Source organism: Pseudomonas sp. PDM16 (assembly GCF_014851865.1).
In the GTDB taxonomy this organism is placed as follows: Bacteria; Pseudomonadota; Gammaproteobacteria; order Pseudomonadales; family Pseudomonadaceae; genus Aquipseudomonas.
Map to the genome: position 1 here is coordinate 136157 of NZ_JACVAM010000008.1, position 16439 is coordinate 152595.

Sequence of the window (16439 nt, forward strand, 5' to 3'; positions counted from 1 at the left end):
TGGCAATGAGCATTAGCGAAGTCGTCCGCAACAACGCAGACGCCTGCTACAGCGCGGCCGCGCCACGGTCAGTGGCGGAAGTGGCGCATGCCGGTGAATACCATGGCGATGCCGGCTTCATCGGCTGCGGCGATGACTTCGGCATCGCGCATCGAACCGCCCGGCTGGATCACCGCGGTGATGCCGACCTTGGCCGCATTGTCCAGACCGTCGCGGAACGGGAAGAAGGCGTCGGAGGCCATCACCGAACCGGCGACCTGCAGGCCGGCGTGCTCGGCCTTGATCGCGGCGATGCGTGCGGAGTTGACGCGGCTCATCTGGCCGGCGCCGACGCCGATGGTCTGGCGGCCTTTGGCATAGACGATGGCGTTGGATTTGACGAACTTGGCCACTTTCCAGGCGAACACCAGGTCGTGGATTTCCTGTTCGGTCGGCGCGCGCTTGGTGACCACCTTGAGGTCTTCGGCCTTGATCATGCCGATGTCGCGGCTCTGTACCAGCAGGCCACCGTTGACGCGTTTGAAGTCCCAACCGGCGCTGCGCTCGGCCGGCCATTCGCCGCATTCGAGCAGGCGTACGTTGGCCTTGGCGGCAACCACGTCGCGGGCGGCCTGGGAGATTTTCGGGGCGATGATCACTTCGACGAATTGACGGTCGACGATGGCCTTGGCGGTTTCGCCGTCCAGCTCGCGGTTGAAGGCGATGATGCCGCCGAAGGCCGACTCGGTGTCGGTGGCGTAGGCCAGGTCGTAGGCCTTGCGGATGCCGCCTTCGGCGTCGGTGGCAACGGCCACGCCGCACGGGTTGGCGTGCTTGACGATGACGCAGGCCGGTTTGACGAAGCTCTTCACGCATTCCAGCGCGGCGTCGGTGTCGGCCACGTTGTTGAACGACAGTTCCTTGCCCTGCAGCTGGATGGCGGTGGCCACGCTGGCCTCGCCTTTCTGTGCTTCCACGTAGAACGCCGCGCTCTGGTGCGGGTTCTCGCCGTAGCGCATTTCCTGGGCCTTGATGAACTGGCTGTTGAAGGTGCGCGGGAAGGCGCCGCGCTCTTCGGTGCTCAGGGTGTCGCGGCTCTGGTCGATGGTGCCCAGGTAGTTGGCGATCATGCCGTCGTAGGCAGCGGTGTGCTCGAAGGCCTTGAGGGCCAGGTCGAAGCGCTGGGCGTAGCTCAGGCCACCGGCCTTGAGGCTATCGACTATGCCGGCGTAGTCGCTGGCGTTGACCACGATGGCCACGTCTTTGTGGTTCTTAGCGGCGGAGCGAACCATGGTCGGGCCGCCGATGTCGATGTTCTCGATGGCGTCGGCCAGGTCACAGCCCGGCTTGGCCACGGTGGCGGCGAAGGGGTAGAGGTTGACCGCGACCAGGTCGATCGGCTTGATGCCGTGCTGCTCCATCACTGCGCCGTCGAGGGCGCGACGACCGAGGATGCCACCGTGGATCTTCGGGTGCAGGGTCTTCACGCGACCGTCCATCATTTCCGGGAAGCCGGTGTAGTCGGCCACTTCCACGGCCGCGACGCCGTTGTCCTTGAGCAGCTTGTAGGTGCCGCCGGTGGAGAGGATTTCCACGCCCAGGCTGACGAGTTCACGGGCGAACTCGAGGATGCCGGTCTTGTCGGAGACGCTGATCAGGGCGCGGCGAACGGGGAGGCGGGTGGTCTGGTCGGTCATTGCAAAGTCCATCGGAGCTGGAGATTCAGTAAAAAAGGCGACCCCAGGGCCGCCCTTTTCCATGTATTCGAGGCTTACAGCAGATCGTATTGCTTGAGCTTCTTGCGCAGGGTGCCGCGATTCAGGCCGAGCAGCTCGGAGGCCTTGGTCTGGTTGCCCTTGACGTAGTTCATCACGGTTTCCAGCAGCGGCGCTTCGACCTCGGTCAGGACCAGGTTGTAGACGTCGGTGACGTCGGCCCCTTCGAGATGGGCGAAGTAGTTGTGCAGGGCCTTCTCCACGCTGTCGCGCAGGGTCTGGCCCTGCTCGAACGGAGTGTTCAGGTGCTGCTTCAGGTTGGCGTTGTCGCTCACGGGTACTGCCCCATCAAAAACTGATTGCTCAAAAAAAGGCTCGGTCATCCTCGTCATGCGGCCACCCCTTCTCCTTTATTGTTCTGCTCGGCGAAGAACTGCCGAGCGGCGGTGTACTGCGCGTCCGTACTTTCCAGACGATTGAACTCGGCGCGGAACTCGCGGGCGCCGGGTAGCGTTGCCAGGTACCAGCCGACATGCTTGCGGGCGATGCGGGCGCCCATCAGATCGCCATAGAAGGCGTGCAGCGCGGCCAGGTGCTCCAGCAGGATTCGTTCTACTTCGTACAGCGTTGGCGCCGGCAGCTCCTTGCCGGTCGCCAGGTAATGAGCGATCTCGCGGAAGATCCACGGCCGCCCTTGCGCCGCACGGCCGATCAGCAGGGCGTCGGCGCCGGTGGCGTCGAGCACGGCCTTGGCCTTGTGCGGCGAATCGATGTCGCCATTGGCGAACACCGGAATCGAGATCGCCTGCTTGATGGCGGCGATGGTGTCGTACTCGGCCTCGCCGGTGTACAGGTCGGCGCGGGTGCGGCCATGCACGGCGAGGGCGGCGATGCCAGCCTGCTCGGCGATCTTGGCCACGTTGATGCCGTTCTTGTTCGCGCGATCCCAGCCGGTGCGGATCTTCAGGGTCACCGGCACGTCGACCGCCTTGACCACGGCGTCGAGGATTGCCGTCACCAATTCTTCATCTTTCATCAGCGCCGAACCGGCGGCCTTGTTGCAGACCTTCTTGGCCGGGCAGCCCATGTTGATGTCGATGATCTGCGCGCCCATCTCCACATTGCGACGGGCGGCTTCGGCCAGCATCTCGGGATCGCCACCGGCGATCTGCACCGAGCGTGGCTCGAGATCACCGGTATGGATCATACGCAGGCTGGATTTACGGCTGTTCCACAGACGCACGTCGCTGGTGACCATTTCCGAGACTACCAGCCCGGCGCCAAGGCGCCGGCACAGCTGTCGGAACGGCTGATCGGTGACGCCCGCCATGGGGGCGAGGATCAGCTGATTGGGCAGTGTGTAAGGGCCGATGCGTACCACCGACATGGTCATCCCTGTTGTCTCGAGGGTCGTTTCGGGCAATGGCGTAGCCTGCCAAAGTGCGGAACGGCGATCGGGGGAGTGCGAAAAAGGGAGGGCATGATACCCGCTCTCGGTGACCGGATAAAGGCTGTTTTGAACAAATTATGAGCAGCCATCGGGTTATCGCCGTTGGCTAGGTGAAGTGGCGAAAACGCCGGGAATCAGGCGTTTTCGACCTATTCGGGGGAGTGGAAGCTGAGGCTGTAGTTGACCGCTCTGGAGCCTGGGTCCTTGATCTCCAGGGAGATGTGGATCGGCGTCTGCGGCGGCATCTCGTCGCGGCCGGCCAGCTCGCCGCTGAGGTACTCGCTGGGGCGGAAACGGCTGCTGGCGATCAGCTGGCCGTTGAGGTCGGCGAAGCGCAGTTCCAGCAGTGGGAACGGCTGGGCGAAGGGTGCGCGGTTGTAGAGGATGGCGTCGACCATCAGCGCGTCCATGTATTGCGGGTGGCTGCGCACTACCAGGTTGGTGCTGCGGATCTGGGAGATATCGACCTTGGACGGTAGGGTGCAGCCGATTTCCGGACAGATGGTCTCGAACCAGGGGCGGTACTGGTCCTGACGCGCCAGTTCTTCGAAGTGGTAGATCACGTACTGGCTGGCCAGGGCGCCGGCGGCGATCAGGTTCAGCAGGCCCCAGCCGATCCAGCGGCCCCAGGGCTTCTTCGGTTGCTGCCAGTCCAGCTGCAACGGGTCGTCACTGAGGTCGAGCAGGTTGTTGTTGCGCAGGGCCGGCTCGCTACGAGCGGGCTTGGCTGCTGGTTCGGCGATGCCGTAATCACCGTCGTCGATTGCCTCGGCATTGTCATCCTGCTCATTGAAGTCGCCCAGTTCTGGTTCATCGCGCTCGCGTGGTGGCTTATCGACGGGCTTGGGTAGGCCCGGTGATTCGGTTTTGCCAGTCGGCGTCGCAGGTTGTGGGCGATGCTCGGACTTGAGTTCGGGCTCCGATAGCGGCCTTGGACGAGCTGTTTGCTGGGTTTCGATCTTGCTCGGCGGCTCGTCCTTGATCAGCGACTCGGCCCAGCTCTCGTCGTGACGGGGGTCTTCGTCATCGGTATGCGGCCGGTGTTCACCGGGCTTGGGCGCACTCTCCATCGCGAGAAACTCGCGAGACAGCTGCATCTCCTGTTCCTCAAGCTTGGCTAGCTCTTCGTCCAGGTCGAGGCTGTCGAGGTCCAGGTCGTCGTGAATCCATAGCGTGTCGACGGACTTCTTTTCCGGTGCCGGTGCCTGGCTCGGCTTGGCAGGAGGAGCCGGCGGCATGGCCGCGGGCGGCACTGTTGTGGCCACTGGCGCAGGTGCAGGGCGCGGTGGTTGTGTAGTGATCGGTTGTTCGGCAGGAGCTGCTGATCTGGTCGCGGGCGGTGTCGGGGTGGAGGGCAGGGCAGCTGGTTTGCTGGCTCTGTTTTGATCCACCAGCAATTGCTGGGCAGCATTGAACACGCGCATGCAGGCCCCGCAGCGGACTGCACCATGGGCTGCGCCCAGCTGCGCACGACTGATGCGGAAGCTGGTACGGCAGTGAGGGCATTGAGTGACGAAGCTGTCGGTCATGCGGCGGTCCGTGCGAAACAGGGCGCTAGTTTACCCAAGCAGGGGCCTGGGAATACAAGCGTTGCTAGCGCTTCACCCCGCTGATGCGTACCCAGCCGTCCTTGATCGCGGTCGGGTCGAGGTCGAAGGCGCCCTCGTAGGCGGCGCGCACTTCCTCGGCCTGCTCGGCGAGGATGCCGGACAGCGCCAGTCGGCCACCGGCCTTGACCAGGCTGGTGATCTGCGGTGCCAGCGAGACCAGCGGGCCGGCCAGGATGTTGGCCACCACCACTTCTGCCGGTTGTTGTGGCATGTCGGTGGGCAGGTAGACCGGGAACCGTGCCGGATCGATGCCGTTGCGTCCGGCATTGTCGCGCGAGGCCTCCAGTGCCTGCGGGTCGATATCGGTGCCGATGGCCTGTGGTGCGCCAAGCAGCAGAGCGGCGATGGCCAGGATGCCCGAGCCGCAGCCGAAGTCGATCACGTTGCAGTCGGCCAGGTCCTGGCCGTCCAGCCATTCCAGGCACAGCGCAGTGGTCGGGTGGGTGCCGGTACCGAAGGCCAGGCCCGGGTCGAGCAGCAGGTTGACCGCCTCCGGCTCCGGCGCGGCGTGCCAGCTCGGCACGATCCACAGGCGTCGACCGAAGCGCATGGGCTGGAAGTTGTCCATCCAGCTGCGTTCCCAGTCCTGGTCGGCGATGTGCTCGATCTCGTGGGCCGGCAGCTCGCCACCGGTGAGCAACTGCAGGTGCGCGACCAGATTGGCCGGATCGGTGTCGGCCTCGAACAGGGCCAGCAGGTGGGTGTTGGACCACAGCGGGGTGGTACCCAGGTCCGGCTCGAAGATCGGCTGATCCTCGGCATCCATGAAGGTTACCGACACGGCGCCGACGCCGAGCAGGGCGTCTTCGTAAGTCTCCGCCTGTTCCGGGGTGATGGCGAGACGGACTTGTAACCAGGGCATGGCGAACCTCGTGTGGTGTTGCGTGGGCGCGCAGCTTACTTGAGAGCCCGCTCAAAATCTGCTGCGCGTCGGCTAAACGGCGTTGGAAACGGTCTCGGACTGCTCATTTACCATCCGTAAACTGCGCGTCCTCGGCCATTCCCGCCACCGTTTTGCTCTAGCTCGCGAGATCTTGAGCGGACTCTGGGGAGGGAAACGACAAAGGCCGCCCGAAGGCGGCCTTTGTTTGGCAGGACGGCTCAGTGCTTGTCCATGCCCAGCTTCTTCTCGAGGTAGTGGATGTTCACACCACCCTTGATGAAACCCTTGTCGCGAGTGAGGTCGCGGTGCAGCGGGATGTTGGTCTTGATCCCGTCGACCACGATCTCTTCCAGAGCGTTGCGCATGCGCGCCATGGCTTCGTCGCGGGTACGACCGTAGCTGATCAGCTTGCCGATCAGCGAATCGTAGTTCGGCGGAACCGAGTAGCCGCTGTACAGGTGCGAATCGACGCGAATGCCGTTGCCGCCCGGGGCATGGAAGTGCTTCACCTTGCCGGGGCAGGGCATGAAGTTGTCCGGGTCTTCGGCATTGATCCGGCACTCCAGGGCGTGGCCGAGGATCTTCACGTCTTCCTGCTTGATCGACAGCTTGTTGCCCGCGGCGATGCTGAGCATCTCCTTGACGATGTCGACGCCGGTGACCATTTCGGTGACCGGGTGCTCGACCTGTACGCGGGTGTTCATCTCGATGAAGTAGAAACGGCCGTCTTCATAGAGGAACTCGAAGGTGCCGGCGCCGCGGTAACCGATCTCGACGCAGGCATCGACGCAGCGTTGCAGGACTTCGGCGCGGGCCTTCTCGTCGAGCAGTGGGGCAGGAGCTTCTTCCAGAACCTTCTGGTGACGGCGCTGCAGCGAGCAGTCGCGGTCGAAAAGATGGATGGCGTTGCCCTGGCCGTCGGACAGTACCTGGACCTCTACATGACGCGGATTGCCGAGGAACTTCTCCAGGTAGACCATCGAGTTGCCGAACGCGGCGCCAGCCTCGGTGCGGGTCAGTTTGGCCGACTTGATCAGGTCTTCTTCCTTGTGCACCACGCGCATGCCGCGACCACCGCCGCCGCCAGCGGCCTTGATGATCACCGGGTAACCGACTTCACGGGCAATCTTCAGCGCGGCTTCTTCGTCTTCCGGCAGCGGGCCGGCGGAGCCAGGCACCACGGGCACGCCGGACTTGATCATGGCGTCCTTGGCGGAAACCTTGTCGCCCATCAGGCGGATCACGTCGGCGGTCGGGCCGATGAAGGCGAAGCCGGATTTTTCCACCTGTTCGGCGAAGTCGGCGTTCTCGGCGAGGAAGCCGTAGCCCGGGTGGATCGCAGTGGCGCCGGTGACTTCGGCGGCGCTGATGATCGCCGGAATGCTCAGGTAGGACTGCGCGCCCGGCGCCGGACCAATGCAGACAGTCTCGTCGGCCAGGCCAAGGTGCATCAGTTCGCGGTCGGCGGTGGAATAGACCGCCACCGTCTTGATATCCAGTTCCTTGCATGCGCGCAGGATGCGCAGGGCAATTTCGCCGCGGTTGGCGATCAGGACTTTTTCCAGCTTCTGCATTACGGGCTCCCCGTCATCAGACGATGGTGAACAGGGGCTGGTCGTACTCAACCGGCTGGCCGTTTTCGACGAGGATCGATTCGATCACGCCGCTGGCCTCGGCCTCGATGTGGTTCATCATCTTCATGGCTTCGACGATGCACAGGATGTCGCCTTTCTTCACGGTCTGACCGACTTCGGCGAAGTTGCCGGAGGTTGGCGAGGCGGCGCGGTAGAAGGTGCCGACCATCGGCGAACGGACCACGTGGCCGTTCAGCTTGGCGGCGGCCGGGGCACCGGCTTCGGCCGGAGCGGCGGCTGCAACAGGTGCTGCGGCCGGAGCCGGTGCTGCTGCGTATACCGGTTGCGGGGCGTAGGCCGGTTGCTTGCTGTGGCGGCTGATGCGCACGGACTCTTCGCCCTCGCGGATCTCCAGCTCGTCGATACCGGACTCTTCCAGCAGCTCGATCAGTTTTTTGACTTTACGGATATCCATAGTTTTGCAACTCCCAAGGGTGAGGTCAGGGGCGTTCTAATTGTTCCAGGGCGGCCTCCAGGGCCAGTCGGTAGCCGCTGGCGCCAAGGCCGCAGATCACTCCCACCGCTACATCGGAGAAGTAGGAGTGATGGCGGAATGGTTCGCGCTTGTGCACGTTGGAGAGGTGCACTTCGATGAATGGGATGCTCACCGCCAGCAATGCGTCACGTAATGCGACGCTGGTGTGAGTGAAAGCGGCCGGATTGATCAGGATGAAGTCGACTCCTTCACCTTTCGCCGCATGGATGCGGTCGATCAGCTCATACTCGGCGTTGCTCTGCAGGTACATCAGGTGATGGCTTGCGGCGCGGGCACGCTGCTCCAGATCCTGATTGATCTCGGCCAGGGTGGTGGCACCGTATTTGTCGGGCTCGCGGGTGCCCAGCAGGTTGAGGTTGGGGCCGTGCAGCACCAGGAGGGTGGCCATGGGCGCTTCCTTGTTGTTCTGACCGTGGAATGGCCGGGACTATGCCGAAAGCGCTGCGGGCTGTCCAGTTGCCGGGAGTAGTCGGCAAGATGGACGAAATTTGCGGCAGAAATATGACGTCGTCAGTTCTGGCGGGCGGCGGCGCGGGTCAGGCGATCGGCGAAGTCGGCGGCGCTGATTTCACCTACGACACGCAAATCCGACCATTCGTCACCCTTTTCGCCGAAGAACAGAATCGCCGGCGGGCCGAACAGCTGATAGCGGTCCAGCAATTCGCGCTGGTCCGCCCGGCTCTCGGTGATGTCGAAGCGTACCAGTCGATAACCGCCTAGTTGCGATGTTACGGCCGGTGCGGTCAGTACTTCGCGTTCGATCACCTTGCAGCTGATGCACCAGTCCGCGTACCAGTCCAGCAGCAGCGGCTGACCGGCGCTCCTGGCTGATGCCAGGGCGGCATCCAGTTCGGCTGGAATGGTGATGGTCTGCCATTCGCTCTTTTGCACGCCTGATGCAGAGGCCATGACGGCTGCCTCGGCGTGACCCAATGGGCGCAACGGGTCGCTTTGCCCCTGCAGGGCACCGATCCAGGCGATCACGCCATAGACCAGCAGAGGCAGACCGATCAGTTGAGCCAGCTTCTGGTGATGGGTCTTGGGCGTCAGTTCCAGCACGCCAAGCCATAGCGCTACGCCTGCCGCCAGCAGGCCCCACAGGGCCAGGGCGACAGGGCCGGGAACCACACGTTCCAACAGCCATACGGCAACGGCCATGAGCAGGGCGCCGAAGGCGTTGCGTACGGCGAGCATCCAGGGGCCGGATTTCGGCAGCAGCGCGCCACCGCCCACGGCGAACAGCACCAGCGGTGCGCCCATGCCCAGACCCAGTGCGAGCAACTTGAGGCCGCCGCCAAGGGCGTCGCCACTGGCGCTGATATAGAGCAGGGCGCCGGCCAGCGGCGCCGACACGCAGGGTGAGACCAGCAGGCTGGAGAGCACGCCGAGGGCGGCGGCGCTGAGGACGGTGCCGCCCTGCAGGCGCTGGCTCAAACGCTGCAGCGGGCCATCGATAGCGGCCGGCAGGCGCAGTTCGAGGAACCCCAGGCTGGCGGCACCGAACAGAGCGAAGAAGATGGCGAACGGCACCAGAACCCAGGGTGACTGCAGGCGTGCCTGCAGGTTGAGTTCGGCGCCGAACAGGCCCATCAGCGCGCCGAGGATGGCGAAGCTGAGCGCCATCGGCAGCACGTAGGCCAGCGACAGCACCAGGCTGCGCGCGCCGCCCGGCTGGCCGCGCAGGACCACGCCGGTGAGAATCGGCAGCATCGGCAGCACGCAGGGTGTGAAGGTCAGGGCCAGGCCCCCGAGGAAGAACAGCGCCAGCTCTCTCCAGCTCCAGCCTGCCTGGGTCGGTGCAGAATTTGGAGCTTCGTCGGATTTGATGGTCTGCGCGGCTCCCTTGCCGTCGACCTCGATGCGCTCGTTCTCCGGTGGGTAGCACAGGCCCTTGTCGGCACAGCCCTGGTAGCTGGCATGGACGGTGAAGGGTAGGTCGACTGGGTTGTTGATCGGCAATTCGATGTCGGTGACGCCGTAATACACCTCGACATCGCCGAAGAACTCATCGTGTTTCGGCTCGCCCGCCGGGAGCACGGGCTCGCCCTTGGCCAGGTCGCTGGGCTCGATACGGAACTGGAAACGATGGCGATAGAGGTAGTAGCCCTCCGCATTGACGAAGCGCAGCTTCACCGATTTTGCCGTGCTTTCCACCAGGCTCAGGCGGAAGGCTTCGCGCACCGGCAGGAAGTCGCCGCTATTGTTCAGCGGCGCATCGCCGATCACACCACGCGGGGCGGGATCATCAAACAGGCCTGCCAGGGCGGGCAGGGTGAACAACATCAGGAACAGGGGGAGCAGACGGCGCATGACGGGCTCGCACGAGAGACGTGCCGGCATCATACCCAAGTCGACCGGCCGACCCTAGGCGACCCACTGGCGCAGGGTGTCAGTGGATATTGCCGGAGCGATGTGTGGTTACACGCGGAAGGCCTGTACTGCTGTGTGCAGGCGCCCACCCAGTTGCAGCAGCTGTTCTCCCTGGGCGCGACCTTCACCGATGCGGGTGAGGTTGTCCCCGCCCAGGTGGTGGATGCGTTCGCTGCGATCACGGATTTCGCTGGCGGCTCCACCCTGCTGGGCAGTAGCCTCGGCGATACGTTCGGCCATGCTGGCGATGGTGCGGATGGCCACCACCACCTCGTCCAGCGCACCGTCGGCCTGCTCGGCCTGGCCGGCAGTGGCCTCGGCATGTTCGACCTGGGCACGCATGGCGGTCACCGACTGCTGCGCTGCGCCTTGCAAGCGTGCGATCAACTGCTGGATTTCCTCGGTAGCACCGCTAGTGCGCTGGGCCAGCGAGCGTACCTCGTCGGCCACCACGGCAAATCCACGTCCGGCTTCGCCGGCGCGGGCTGCCTCGATGGCTGCATTTAGCGCCAGCAGGTTGGTCTGCTCGGCGACCCCGCGGATCACGGTCAGCACCTGGCCGATGGTCGCGGTCTCGTCGGCCAATTGCTCGATGGACTGGGCGTTGCCCTGCACCTCACTGACCAATGCGTGCAGCCCGGTCAGGCTCTGCTCGATCACCCGCTGGCCTTGTTCCACGGCCCGACTGGCATCGCGACTGGCATCGGCGGCATGGCTGGCGTCGTCGGCGACCCGGGCGATGGTTCCCTCCAGTTCGCCCAAGGCATCGCGGATCTGTGCGGTATCAGCCAGCTGGCGCTCGGCGCCACCATGCAGGCCGTGGCTCAGCTCTGCAAGGGTGCGGCTGCTGCCAGCTACTTCGCCTGCATGCTGGTGGATAGTGCCGACCAGCTCCACCAGATAGCGGCGCAGGTGGTTGAGCGATTCCTCGATGTCACGCAACTCACGGGTGCGTGAGTCGAGGTGCACGTCGCGGGAGAAGTCGCCGGCGGCCCAGGTAGAGAGCTCGGGTGCCAGACGGCTGAGCAGGTTGCTCAGGCGGCGCTGGATGCGGTCCAGGCCGAGAGCGATCAGCAGGATCAGGCCGATCACCAGGCCCTGGATAAGGCGAGCTTCCCCCTGGATACGACCGTGCTCGGCCTTCACCAGAGGCTCCAGTCCGGCCAGGGCAGTCTGTAGGTGATCGATCTTGGCGGTGCTGGTGCTGACCAGTTCGCCCCGCTGCTGGATCAGCGCGCGGGTTCGTGTCAGTTCGGCTGGGTAGCGCTTGACCAGGCTGGCGAAATCGCGTTTTAGCGCGACACCCTTGTCTTCCGCCTGTTTCTGATCGGTATCGCCGGCCAGGCCGAGCATGTCGGCGAAGCTGTTGCCGGCGTCGGTGCTGTCGGTCACTCCAAGCAGGGGCAGAGCATCCAGTGCCGTGGCTTGCTGGTTGAGCGCCGCCAGTTCGCGTTCCACATCGGCGGCCAGCTCGCTGCGACCGCTGCTGACCAGCTTGTCACGCGCATGGGCTAGGCGGATCAGGTGTTGGGAGGCACGGAAAAGTGGTGGTGCGTAGCTGTGAGCCTGCGGACTACCGCTGTCATCGGCGTAACGGGTCAGCTGGTCGAGCGCACCGGCCATCTCTCGTTCGGCCTGCAGCAGCAACCCTTGAGGATCACCTGCCAGCTTGCCAGCGGCGAGCAGGTCGGTCGAAGCAAAGCTGTTGAGGTCTTCCAGGCTCGGGCGCAGGGCGCTGGCCAGTGCGCTGGGCAGCTCGTCCAGGCGATTCTGCAGCTCGCTGATGGCCTGGGTCGCCTGGCTGTGGCGTACGGCGTCGCCGCTGGCCAGGTAGGCCTGGACGTTCTCGGCAACCTGGTGCTGGAACTGTTGGGACAGATTGAGGTAGCGCTGCATCAGCAGATAGGGCTGCTCCAGCGCTCGCTCGGACCACCAGAGCGTGCCACCCAGGGCCAGGCACGAAGTGATCAGGAGGAGGGTAGAGAGGTTGGTAATCTGCTTGAGACGCATGATGGGCACCGGAAAAGCTGGCGATGCCCATAGGTTATTGCGATTGGGTTACGGCTTTATGACTCTGTGATGCAGATCACGCTTGTTCGTCCAGGTAGATCTCGACCCGGTTGCGGCCACCACGCTTGGCGACGTAAAGCGCCTCGTCGGCTTGCTTGGAGAGAGTGTTGATGTCCATGCCTCCACTCATCTCGGCGATGCCGCAGCTGAAGGTGCAGGTCAGGTCGTGGGGTTGGGCCGGGTAATGGATTTCGGAGAAGCGCTGGCGAATCTCGTCGAGCACCTTGGCGGCGGTGACGGCGTCGGTATCCGGCAGGACCACGGCGAATTCCTCGCCGCCGTAGCGGCCGATATGGTCGGTCTTGCGCAGGCGCTGCTTGAGGAAGAGGGCCAGGCTCTTGATCACCCGGTCGCCCATGGGGTGGCCGTAGGTGTCGTTGACCCGTTTGAAGTGGTCGATGTCGAGCATGGCGAAGGTCAGCGGCTGTTCGTCGCGACGGGCACGGAAGCGCGCATCTTCCAGCAACTGCAGGATGTGGGTGTGATTGAAGAGCCCGGTGAGGCTGTCGCGCACCATGCGCGCCTTGAGGTTGCGCGCCCGCGCGGCACGGTTGCGCACCGTGGATATCAGGTGGCGTGGCTTGATGGGCTTGGTCAGGAAGTCATCGCCGCCCTCGCTCATGGCGTCGAGCTGCTTGTCCAGGTCGTCCTCGGCGGATAGATAGATGATCGGCACGCTGACATAGCGATCATTGTGGCGGATCACCTTGGCCAGTTCCGTTCCGTTGCAGTCGGGCATGTACATGTCGAGGATGATCAGGTCGGGCTGGAAGTCGGCCAGCTCAGCCATGGCCTGGATCGGTTCGGTCAGCGTCCGGGTGATGATGCTTGCGCTGTTGAGGACCCGCTCCGTATGGATTGCCTGGGCTCGTGAGTCATCGATGATCAGAACCTTGTAGGGGTCGTACTGCACCACATTGGTGAGGATTTCGATGCGCTCGATCAGGCTGGAGGCGTCGAGGGTACCAGTGAAAAACTCCTGTCCGCCGGCGCGCACTGCGGCCAGTCGCGTAGGGGTGTCGACGTCATCATGGCTGAAGAACAGCAGCGGCAGTTTATGTTCGAGTCCCTCCTGTGCTTCTGCAGCCAGAATCAGGCCCTGGTCGGGGCCGGAGAAATCCACTTCCATCAGGATCGCCGCGGGGTGACGCTCACCCATGGCGGTGCGAAACGCGCTGGCCGTATCCAATGACTGGGCGTGCAGGCCGAAAAATTCCAACTGCTGCGCCAGGCGTTGGGCACGGTCCTGATCCTGCAGAGCCAGGTACACCGGCTTGCGCAGCGGTGGCAGGTAAGTCTGTTCGTATTGATCGCCATGGCGCAGCCCGGTGCGAGACAGGCGCTGCATCAGTTGATTCAGCTCCATGATCAGCTGGCTGGTCAGGCGGCCTCGATTGGTCTCTACGGCCTCAAGGCAATGGCTGATCGAGCGTGCGAGGCTGACATGCAGGTCCTGTTCGAAGCGCTCGGCGTAGCGCAGCAGACCGAGGTTCGCCTCCACCAGTTCGGCCAGCGAGGTGGCATTCCACTCTTCCTGCTGCAGTCGCTGCCACACCTCCAGCACTTGTCTCGCCTGGTGGATCACACGCTTGGCGAAGTGTTGCTTGAGGCGGTCGCGGCTAGGGTCTTCGTGCTCGATCATGATTCGCATCTGATGATAGTCAGCCTCGTGGGCTGCATGATGGCCTGATGCTACCACTGGAGTGGGCGTTCGAGGTTAACCTTTAATCATTTGACGCCAATTTTCCAGCTTTTGGCCGAATCAGCGGCTTGGAGGCCAATATGTCACTGCCATGGTCCTGCGCTTCACTTATAGTGCAGAACGGATCGACCAAGGTTAGGGTCGGATCAAGCGAAGACGCAATCAAGGACCAAGATCATGCTGGATTGGAAGAATCGCGCAGGTGAGCTGCGTGGCAATGTCGACGATTCGGTGGACGGTGTGCGCAGCTATGCTCGTGGTGGCTGGCTCGGCAAGACCATCGGCACCCTGCTCGGTCTCTACCTACTGGGCGCCATGCTGGTGGGCTGGTACTGGAGCCAGGAGCCGGACCTGTTCCCCGTGCAACAGCATGCGCAATCAGCGGCAGAACAGGCGCAGCGCAAGATCGTCAATGGCTACACCACGGTGGAGACCCTCAAGCAGGTCTCCGAGACCCTGCTGAGCAAACCAGGTGGCTACCTGTCCAATGATCTTGCTCCGCCCGGCCTGTGGCTGGACAACATGCCTGCTTGGGAATACGGCGTGCTGGTGCAGGTGCGTGATCTGTCGCGCGCGCTACGCAAGGACTTCGCCCGCTCCCAGTCGCAGTCCACCGAGGACCCCAACCTGGCCAAGGCCGAGCCGCGCTTCAACTTCGACAACAAGAGTTGGGCACTGCCAGCCTCGGAGGCGGAATATGCTGAGGGCATCAAGTCGCTGGACCGCTACCTGGCGGCGCTGTCCGACCCGAGCCAGCCAAAGGCCCAGTTCTATGCTCGCGCCGACAACCTGAACAACTGGCTGGGCGATGTCGCCACTCGTCTGGGCTCGCTGTCTCAGCGCCTCTCGGCCAGCGTAGGTCGGGTGCGTCTGGACACCGATGTCGAGGCCAACCAGCCTGTGCCCGCGGGTCAGGTGGTGCCGGTGCGTGAGGAAGAGGTGAAAACGCCCTGGCTGCAGATCGACAACGTGTTCTATGAGGCCCGCGGTCAAGCCTGGGCACTGTCGCACATGCTGCGTGCCATCGAGGTGGATTTCGCCGACGTGCTGGCGAAGAAGAATGCCACTGTCAGCGTGCGCCAGATCATCCGTGAGCTCGAGGCGGCCCAGGAGCCACTGTGGAGTCCGATGGTGCTCAACGGCAGCGGCTACGGCGTGCTGGCCAACCATTCACTGGTGATGGCCAACTACATCTCTCGCGCTAACGCGGCGATCATCGACCTGCGTACCTTGCTGAGCCAGGGTTGATGGCGGTTTCACCGCGTGAGGCGGCCCATCGTGCTGCCTCAGACGCAGAGCGGGTCGCATGGGTGGATGAGCAGGATTGTCCGCTCGGCGGCTTGCCCCGAGCGGAGTTGCGCGAGCAAGGATTGATCGGTCGTGGCACCTTTATCCTGCTATTCAACTCTCGTGGCGAGCTGTGCGTGCACCGCCGAACCCTGAGCAAGGCCGTGTACCCCGGTTACTGGGACGTGGCAGCTGGCGGCATGGTTGGTGAGGGCGAGAGCTACGCCGATTCCGCCGCCCGTGAGTTGTTCGAGGAACTGGGCATCGCCGACGTGCGTTTGCGCGAGCATGGCCGCTTCTACTTCGATGAGCCGGGCAATCGCCTGTGGGGCGCGGTGTTTTCCGCGGTATCCGATGCACCGCTGGTGCTGCAGCCGGAGGAGGTGATGGAGGCGCACTTCGTTCCTCCTGCCCAGGCCCTGGCCGATGCGTTGGAGAAGCCCTGCTGCCCGGACTCGCTGGAGGCCCTGCGGCTTTACCTGGCCAGCGTCTGAGTCGGCTGGAGCGGCCTCGCCGCGCAGCGGTAGTCCACCTTCGTTCGGTGTATTGCCTTTGGCGAGTTTTCCCTACCATCGCCGCGAATGAGAGCCCCCCTGCAAGCCACGCCGGACGTGGTTTCGTGCAGTATTTCCCGGCGCACTGTGCATGATGCCGCACAGGGTCGCCAATCCGTCGATCAATGGCGCAATTTCGCACTTAGCAACCCGGCCTTTTGCCCTTACACTGCGCCACCTTCAAAGCCAGGCGCCATGCCTGGTTGCGCTGCCCCTGCCTGAGTGGGGCCCCGCGGTCGGCACTCGCCGGCCAGTCGCTATCCTGACCCCTATGAGGAAAAGCCGGTGGTCAAGAAAGCTTCGTCGTTCTCCGCCCTGAGCGGTCTCGTCTATTCCACCGATGCCGGTCGGCACTGTCCCGACTGTGGTCAGCCCGTGGCCGCCTGCATCTGCAAGCAGAGCCAGATCCCCGAAGGCGATGGCATCGCCCGCGTACGTCGCGAGACCAAGGGGCGTGGCGGCAAGACCGTCACCACCGTCACTGGCGTGCCGCTGGCCGAGGCCGAGCTGAAAGAGCTGGCCAGCGCGCTGAAGAAGCGCTGTGGATGCGGCGGCGGCCTGAAAGATGGCGTCATCGAAATCCAGGGCGACATGGTCGAGCTGCTGCTCGAAGAGCTGACCAAGCGCGGATTCAAGGCCAAGAAGTCCGGCGGCTGACGCACCACTTCCTAAACTTCCATGCAGGAGGG

General features: G+C 63.9%; 13 protein-coding genes and 1 pseudogene. 3 read left to right on the forward strand and 11 right to left on the reverse strand.

Features of this window, described 5'->3' with window-relative positions:
• Positions 1 to 68: 68 nt before the first annotated feature.
• From purH to IB234_RS22485, 11 genes and pseudogenes are all read right to left on the reverse strand, one after another.
• Complete coding sequence (gene purH / locus IB234_RS22435) at positions 69 to 1676, reverse strand: bifunctional phosphoribosylaminoimidazolecarboxamide formyltransferase/IMP cyclohydrolase (protein ID WP_192322065.1); 1608 nt, start codon at positions 1674 to 1676, stop codon at positions 69 to 71.
• Between the two features lie 74 nt (positions 1677 to 1750).
• Positions 1751 to 2086 carry a DNA-binding transcriptional regulator Fis gene (gene fis / locus IB234_RS22440; RefSeq protein WP_043307105.1) on the reverse strand — a complete coding sequence of 112 codons (336 nt, stop codon included), beginning with the start codon at positions 2084 to 2086 and terminating at the stop codon, positions 1751 to 1753.
• Positions 2083 to 3081, reverse strand: coding sequence for a tRNA dihydrouridine synthase DusB (dusB, locus tag IB234_RS22445; RefSeq protein ID WP_192322066.1), 999 nt, complete (start codon positions 3079 to 3081; stop codon positions 2083 to 2085). Before dusB ends, fis begins: the two co-directional genes overlap by 4 nt.
• A gap of 212 nt (positions 3082 to 3293) precedes the next feature.
• Positions 3294 to 4673, reverse strand: coding sequence for a DUF3426 domain-containing protein (locus IB234_RS22450; protein WP_192322067.1), 1380 nt, complete (start codon positions 4671 to 4673; stop codon positions 3294 to 3296).
• Positions 4674 to 4737: 64 nt separating this feature from the next.
• Positions 4738 to 5616 carry a 50S ribosomal protein L11 methyltransferase gene (prmA, locus tag IB234_RS22455; RefSeq protein WP_192322068.1) on the reverse strand — a complete coding sequence of 293 codons (879 nt, stop codon included), beginning with the start codon at positions 5614 to 5616 and terminating at the stop codon, positions 4738 to 4740.
• 239 nt (positions 5617 to 5855) lie between these two features.
• On the reverse strand, positions 5856 to 7211 hold the full coding sequence (accC, locus tag IB234_RS22460) for an acetyl-CoA carboxylase biotin carboxylase subunit (protein ID WP_192322069.1): 1356 nt from the start codon (positions 7209 to 7211) through the stop codon (positions 5856 to 5858).
• 16 nt (positions 7212 to 7227) lie between these two features.
• A complete protein-coding gene (gene accB, locus IB234_RS22465) occupies positions 7228 to 7686 on the reverse strand; it encodes an acetyl-CoA carboxylase biotin carboxyl carrier protein (protein WP_192322070.1) in 459 nt (152 codons plus the stop codon).
• 25 nt (positions 7687 to 7711) lie between these two features.
• On the reverse strand, positions 7712 to 8155 hold the full coding sequence (gene aroQ / locus IB234_RS22470) for a type II 3-dehydroquinate dehydratase (protein ID WP_192322071.1): 444 nt from the start codon (positions 8153 to 8155) through the stop codon (positions 7712 to 7714).
• 122 nt (positions 8156 to 8277) lie between these two features.
• On the reverse strand, positions 8278 to 10077 hold the full coding sequence (locus IB234_RS22475; RefSeq protein WP_192322072.1) for a protein-disulfide reductase DsbD: 1800 nt from the start codon (positions 10075 to 10077) through the stop codon (positions 8278 to 8280).
• Between the two features lie 108 nt (positions 10078 to 10185).
• A pseudogene (locus IB234_RS24505) lies at positions 10186 to 10701 on the reverse strand (methyl-accepting chemotaxis protein); the annotation flags it as partial.
• Between the two features lie 1522 nt (positions 10702 to 12223).
• Positions 12224 to 13852, reverse strand: a complete 1629-nt coding sequence (locus IB234_RS22485) for a diguanylate cyclase (RefSeq protein WP_192322129.1) — start codon at positions 13850 to 13852, stop codon at positions 12224 to 12226.
• Between the two features lie 234 nt (positions 13853 to 14086).
• On the opposite strand from IB234_RS22485, the gene IB234_RS22490 reads away from it, so the two are divergent.
• From IB234_RS22490 to IB234_RS22500, 3 genes are all read left to right on the forward strand, one after another.
• Entirely contained in the window at positions 14087 to 15157 is a 1071-nt protein-coding gene (locus IB234_RS22490) for a DUF2333 family protein (RefSeq protein ID WP_192322074.1), read from the forward strand.
• Positions 15157 to 15690: an NUDIX hydrolase gene (locus IB234_RS22495; RefSeq protein WP_192322075.1), complete on the forward strand. Its 534-nt coding sequence runs from the start codon at positions 15157 to 15159 to the stop codon at positions 15688 to 15690. Before IB234_RS22490 ends, IB234_RS22495 begins: the two co-directional genes overlap by 1 nt.
• A 345-nt stretch (positions 15691 to 16035) precedes the next feature.
• Entirely contained in the window at positions 16036 to 16407 is a 372-nt protein-coding gene (locus tag IB234_RS22500; RefSeq protein WP_192322076.1) for a translation initiation factor Sui1, read from the forward strand.
• Positions 16408 to 16439 lie beyond the last annotated feature (32 nt).

Coding starts and splice junctions, on each gene's coding strand:
- purH (WP_192322065.1), bottom strand. CDS start 1,676: ATGACCGACCAGACCACCCGCCTCCCCGTTCGCCGCGCCCTGATCAGC.
- fis (WP_043307105.1), bottom strand. CDS start 2,086: ATGACGAGGATGACCGAGCCTTTTTTTGAGCAATCAGTTTTTGATGGG.
- dusB (WP_192322066.1), bottom strand. CDS start 3,081: ATGTCGGTGGTACGCATCGGCCCTTACACACTGCCCAATCAGCTGATC.
- IB234_RS22450 (WP_192322067.1), bottom strand. CDS start 4,673: ATGACCGACAGCTTCGTCACTCAATGCCCTCACTGCCGTACCAGCTTC.
- prmA (WP_192322068.1), bottom strand. CDS start 5,616: ATGCCCTGGTTACAAGTCCGTCTCGCCATCACCCCGGAACAGGCGGAG.
- accC (WP_192322069.1), bottom strand. CDS start 7,211: ATGCAGAAGCTGGAAAAAGTCCTGATCGCCAACCGCGGCGAAATTGCC.
- accB (WP_192322070.1), bottom strand. CDS start 7,686: ATGGATATCCGTAAAGTCAAAAAACTGATCGAGCTGCTGGAAGAGTCC.
- aroQ (WP_192322071.1), bottom strand. CDS start 8,155: ATGGCCACCCTCCTGGTGCTGCACGGCCCCAACCTCAACCTGCTGGGC.
- IB234_RS22475 (WP_192322072.1), bottom strand. CDS start 10,077: ATGCGCCGTCTGCTCCCCCTGTTCCTGATGTTGTTCACCCTGCCCGCC.
- IB234_RS22490 (WP_192322074.1), top strand. CDS start 14,087: ATGCTGGATTGGAAGAATCGCGCAGGTGAGCTGCGTGGCAATGTCGAC.
- IB234_RS22495 (WP_192322075.1), top strand. CDS start 15,157: ATGGCGGTTTCACCGCGTGAGGCGGCCCATCGTGCTGCCTCAGACGCA.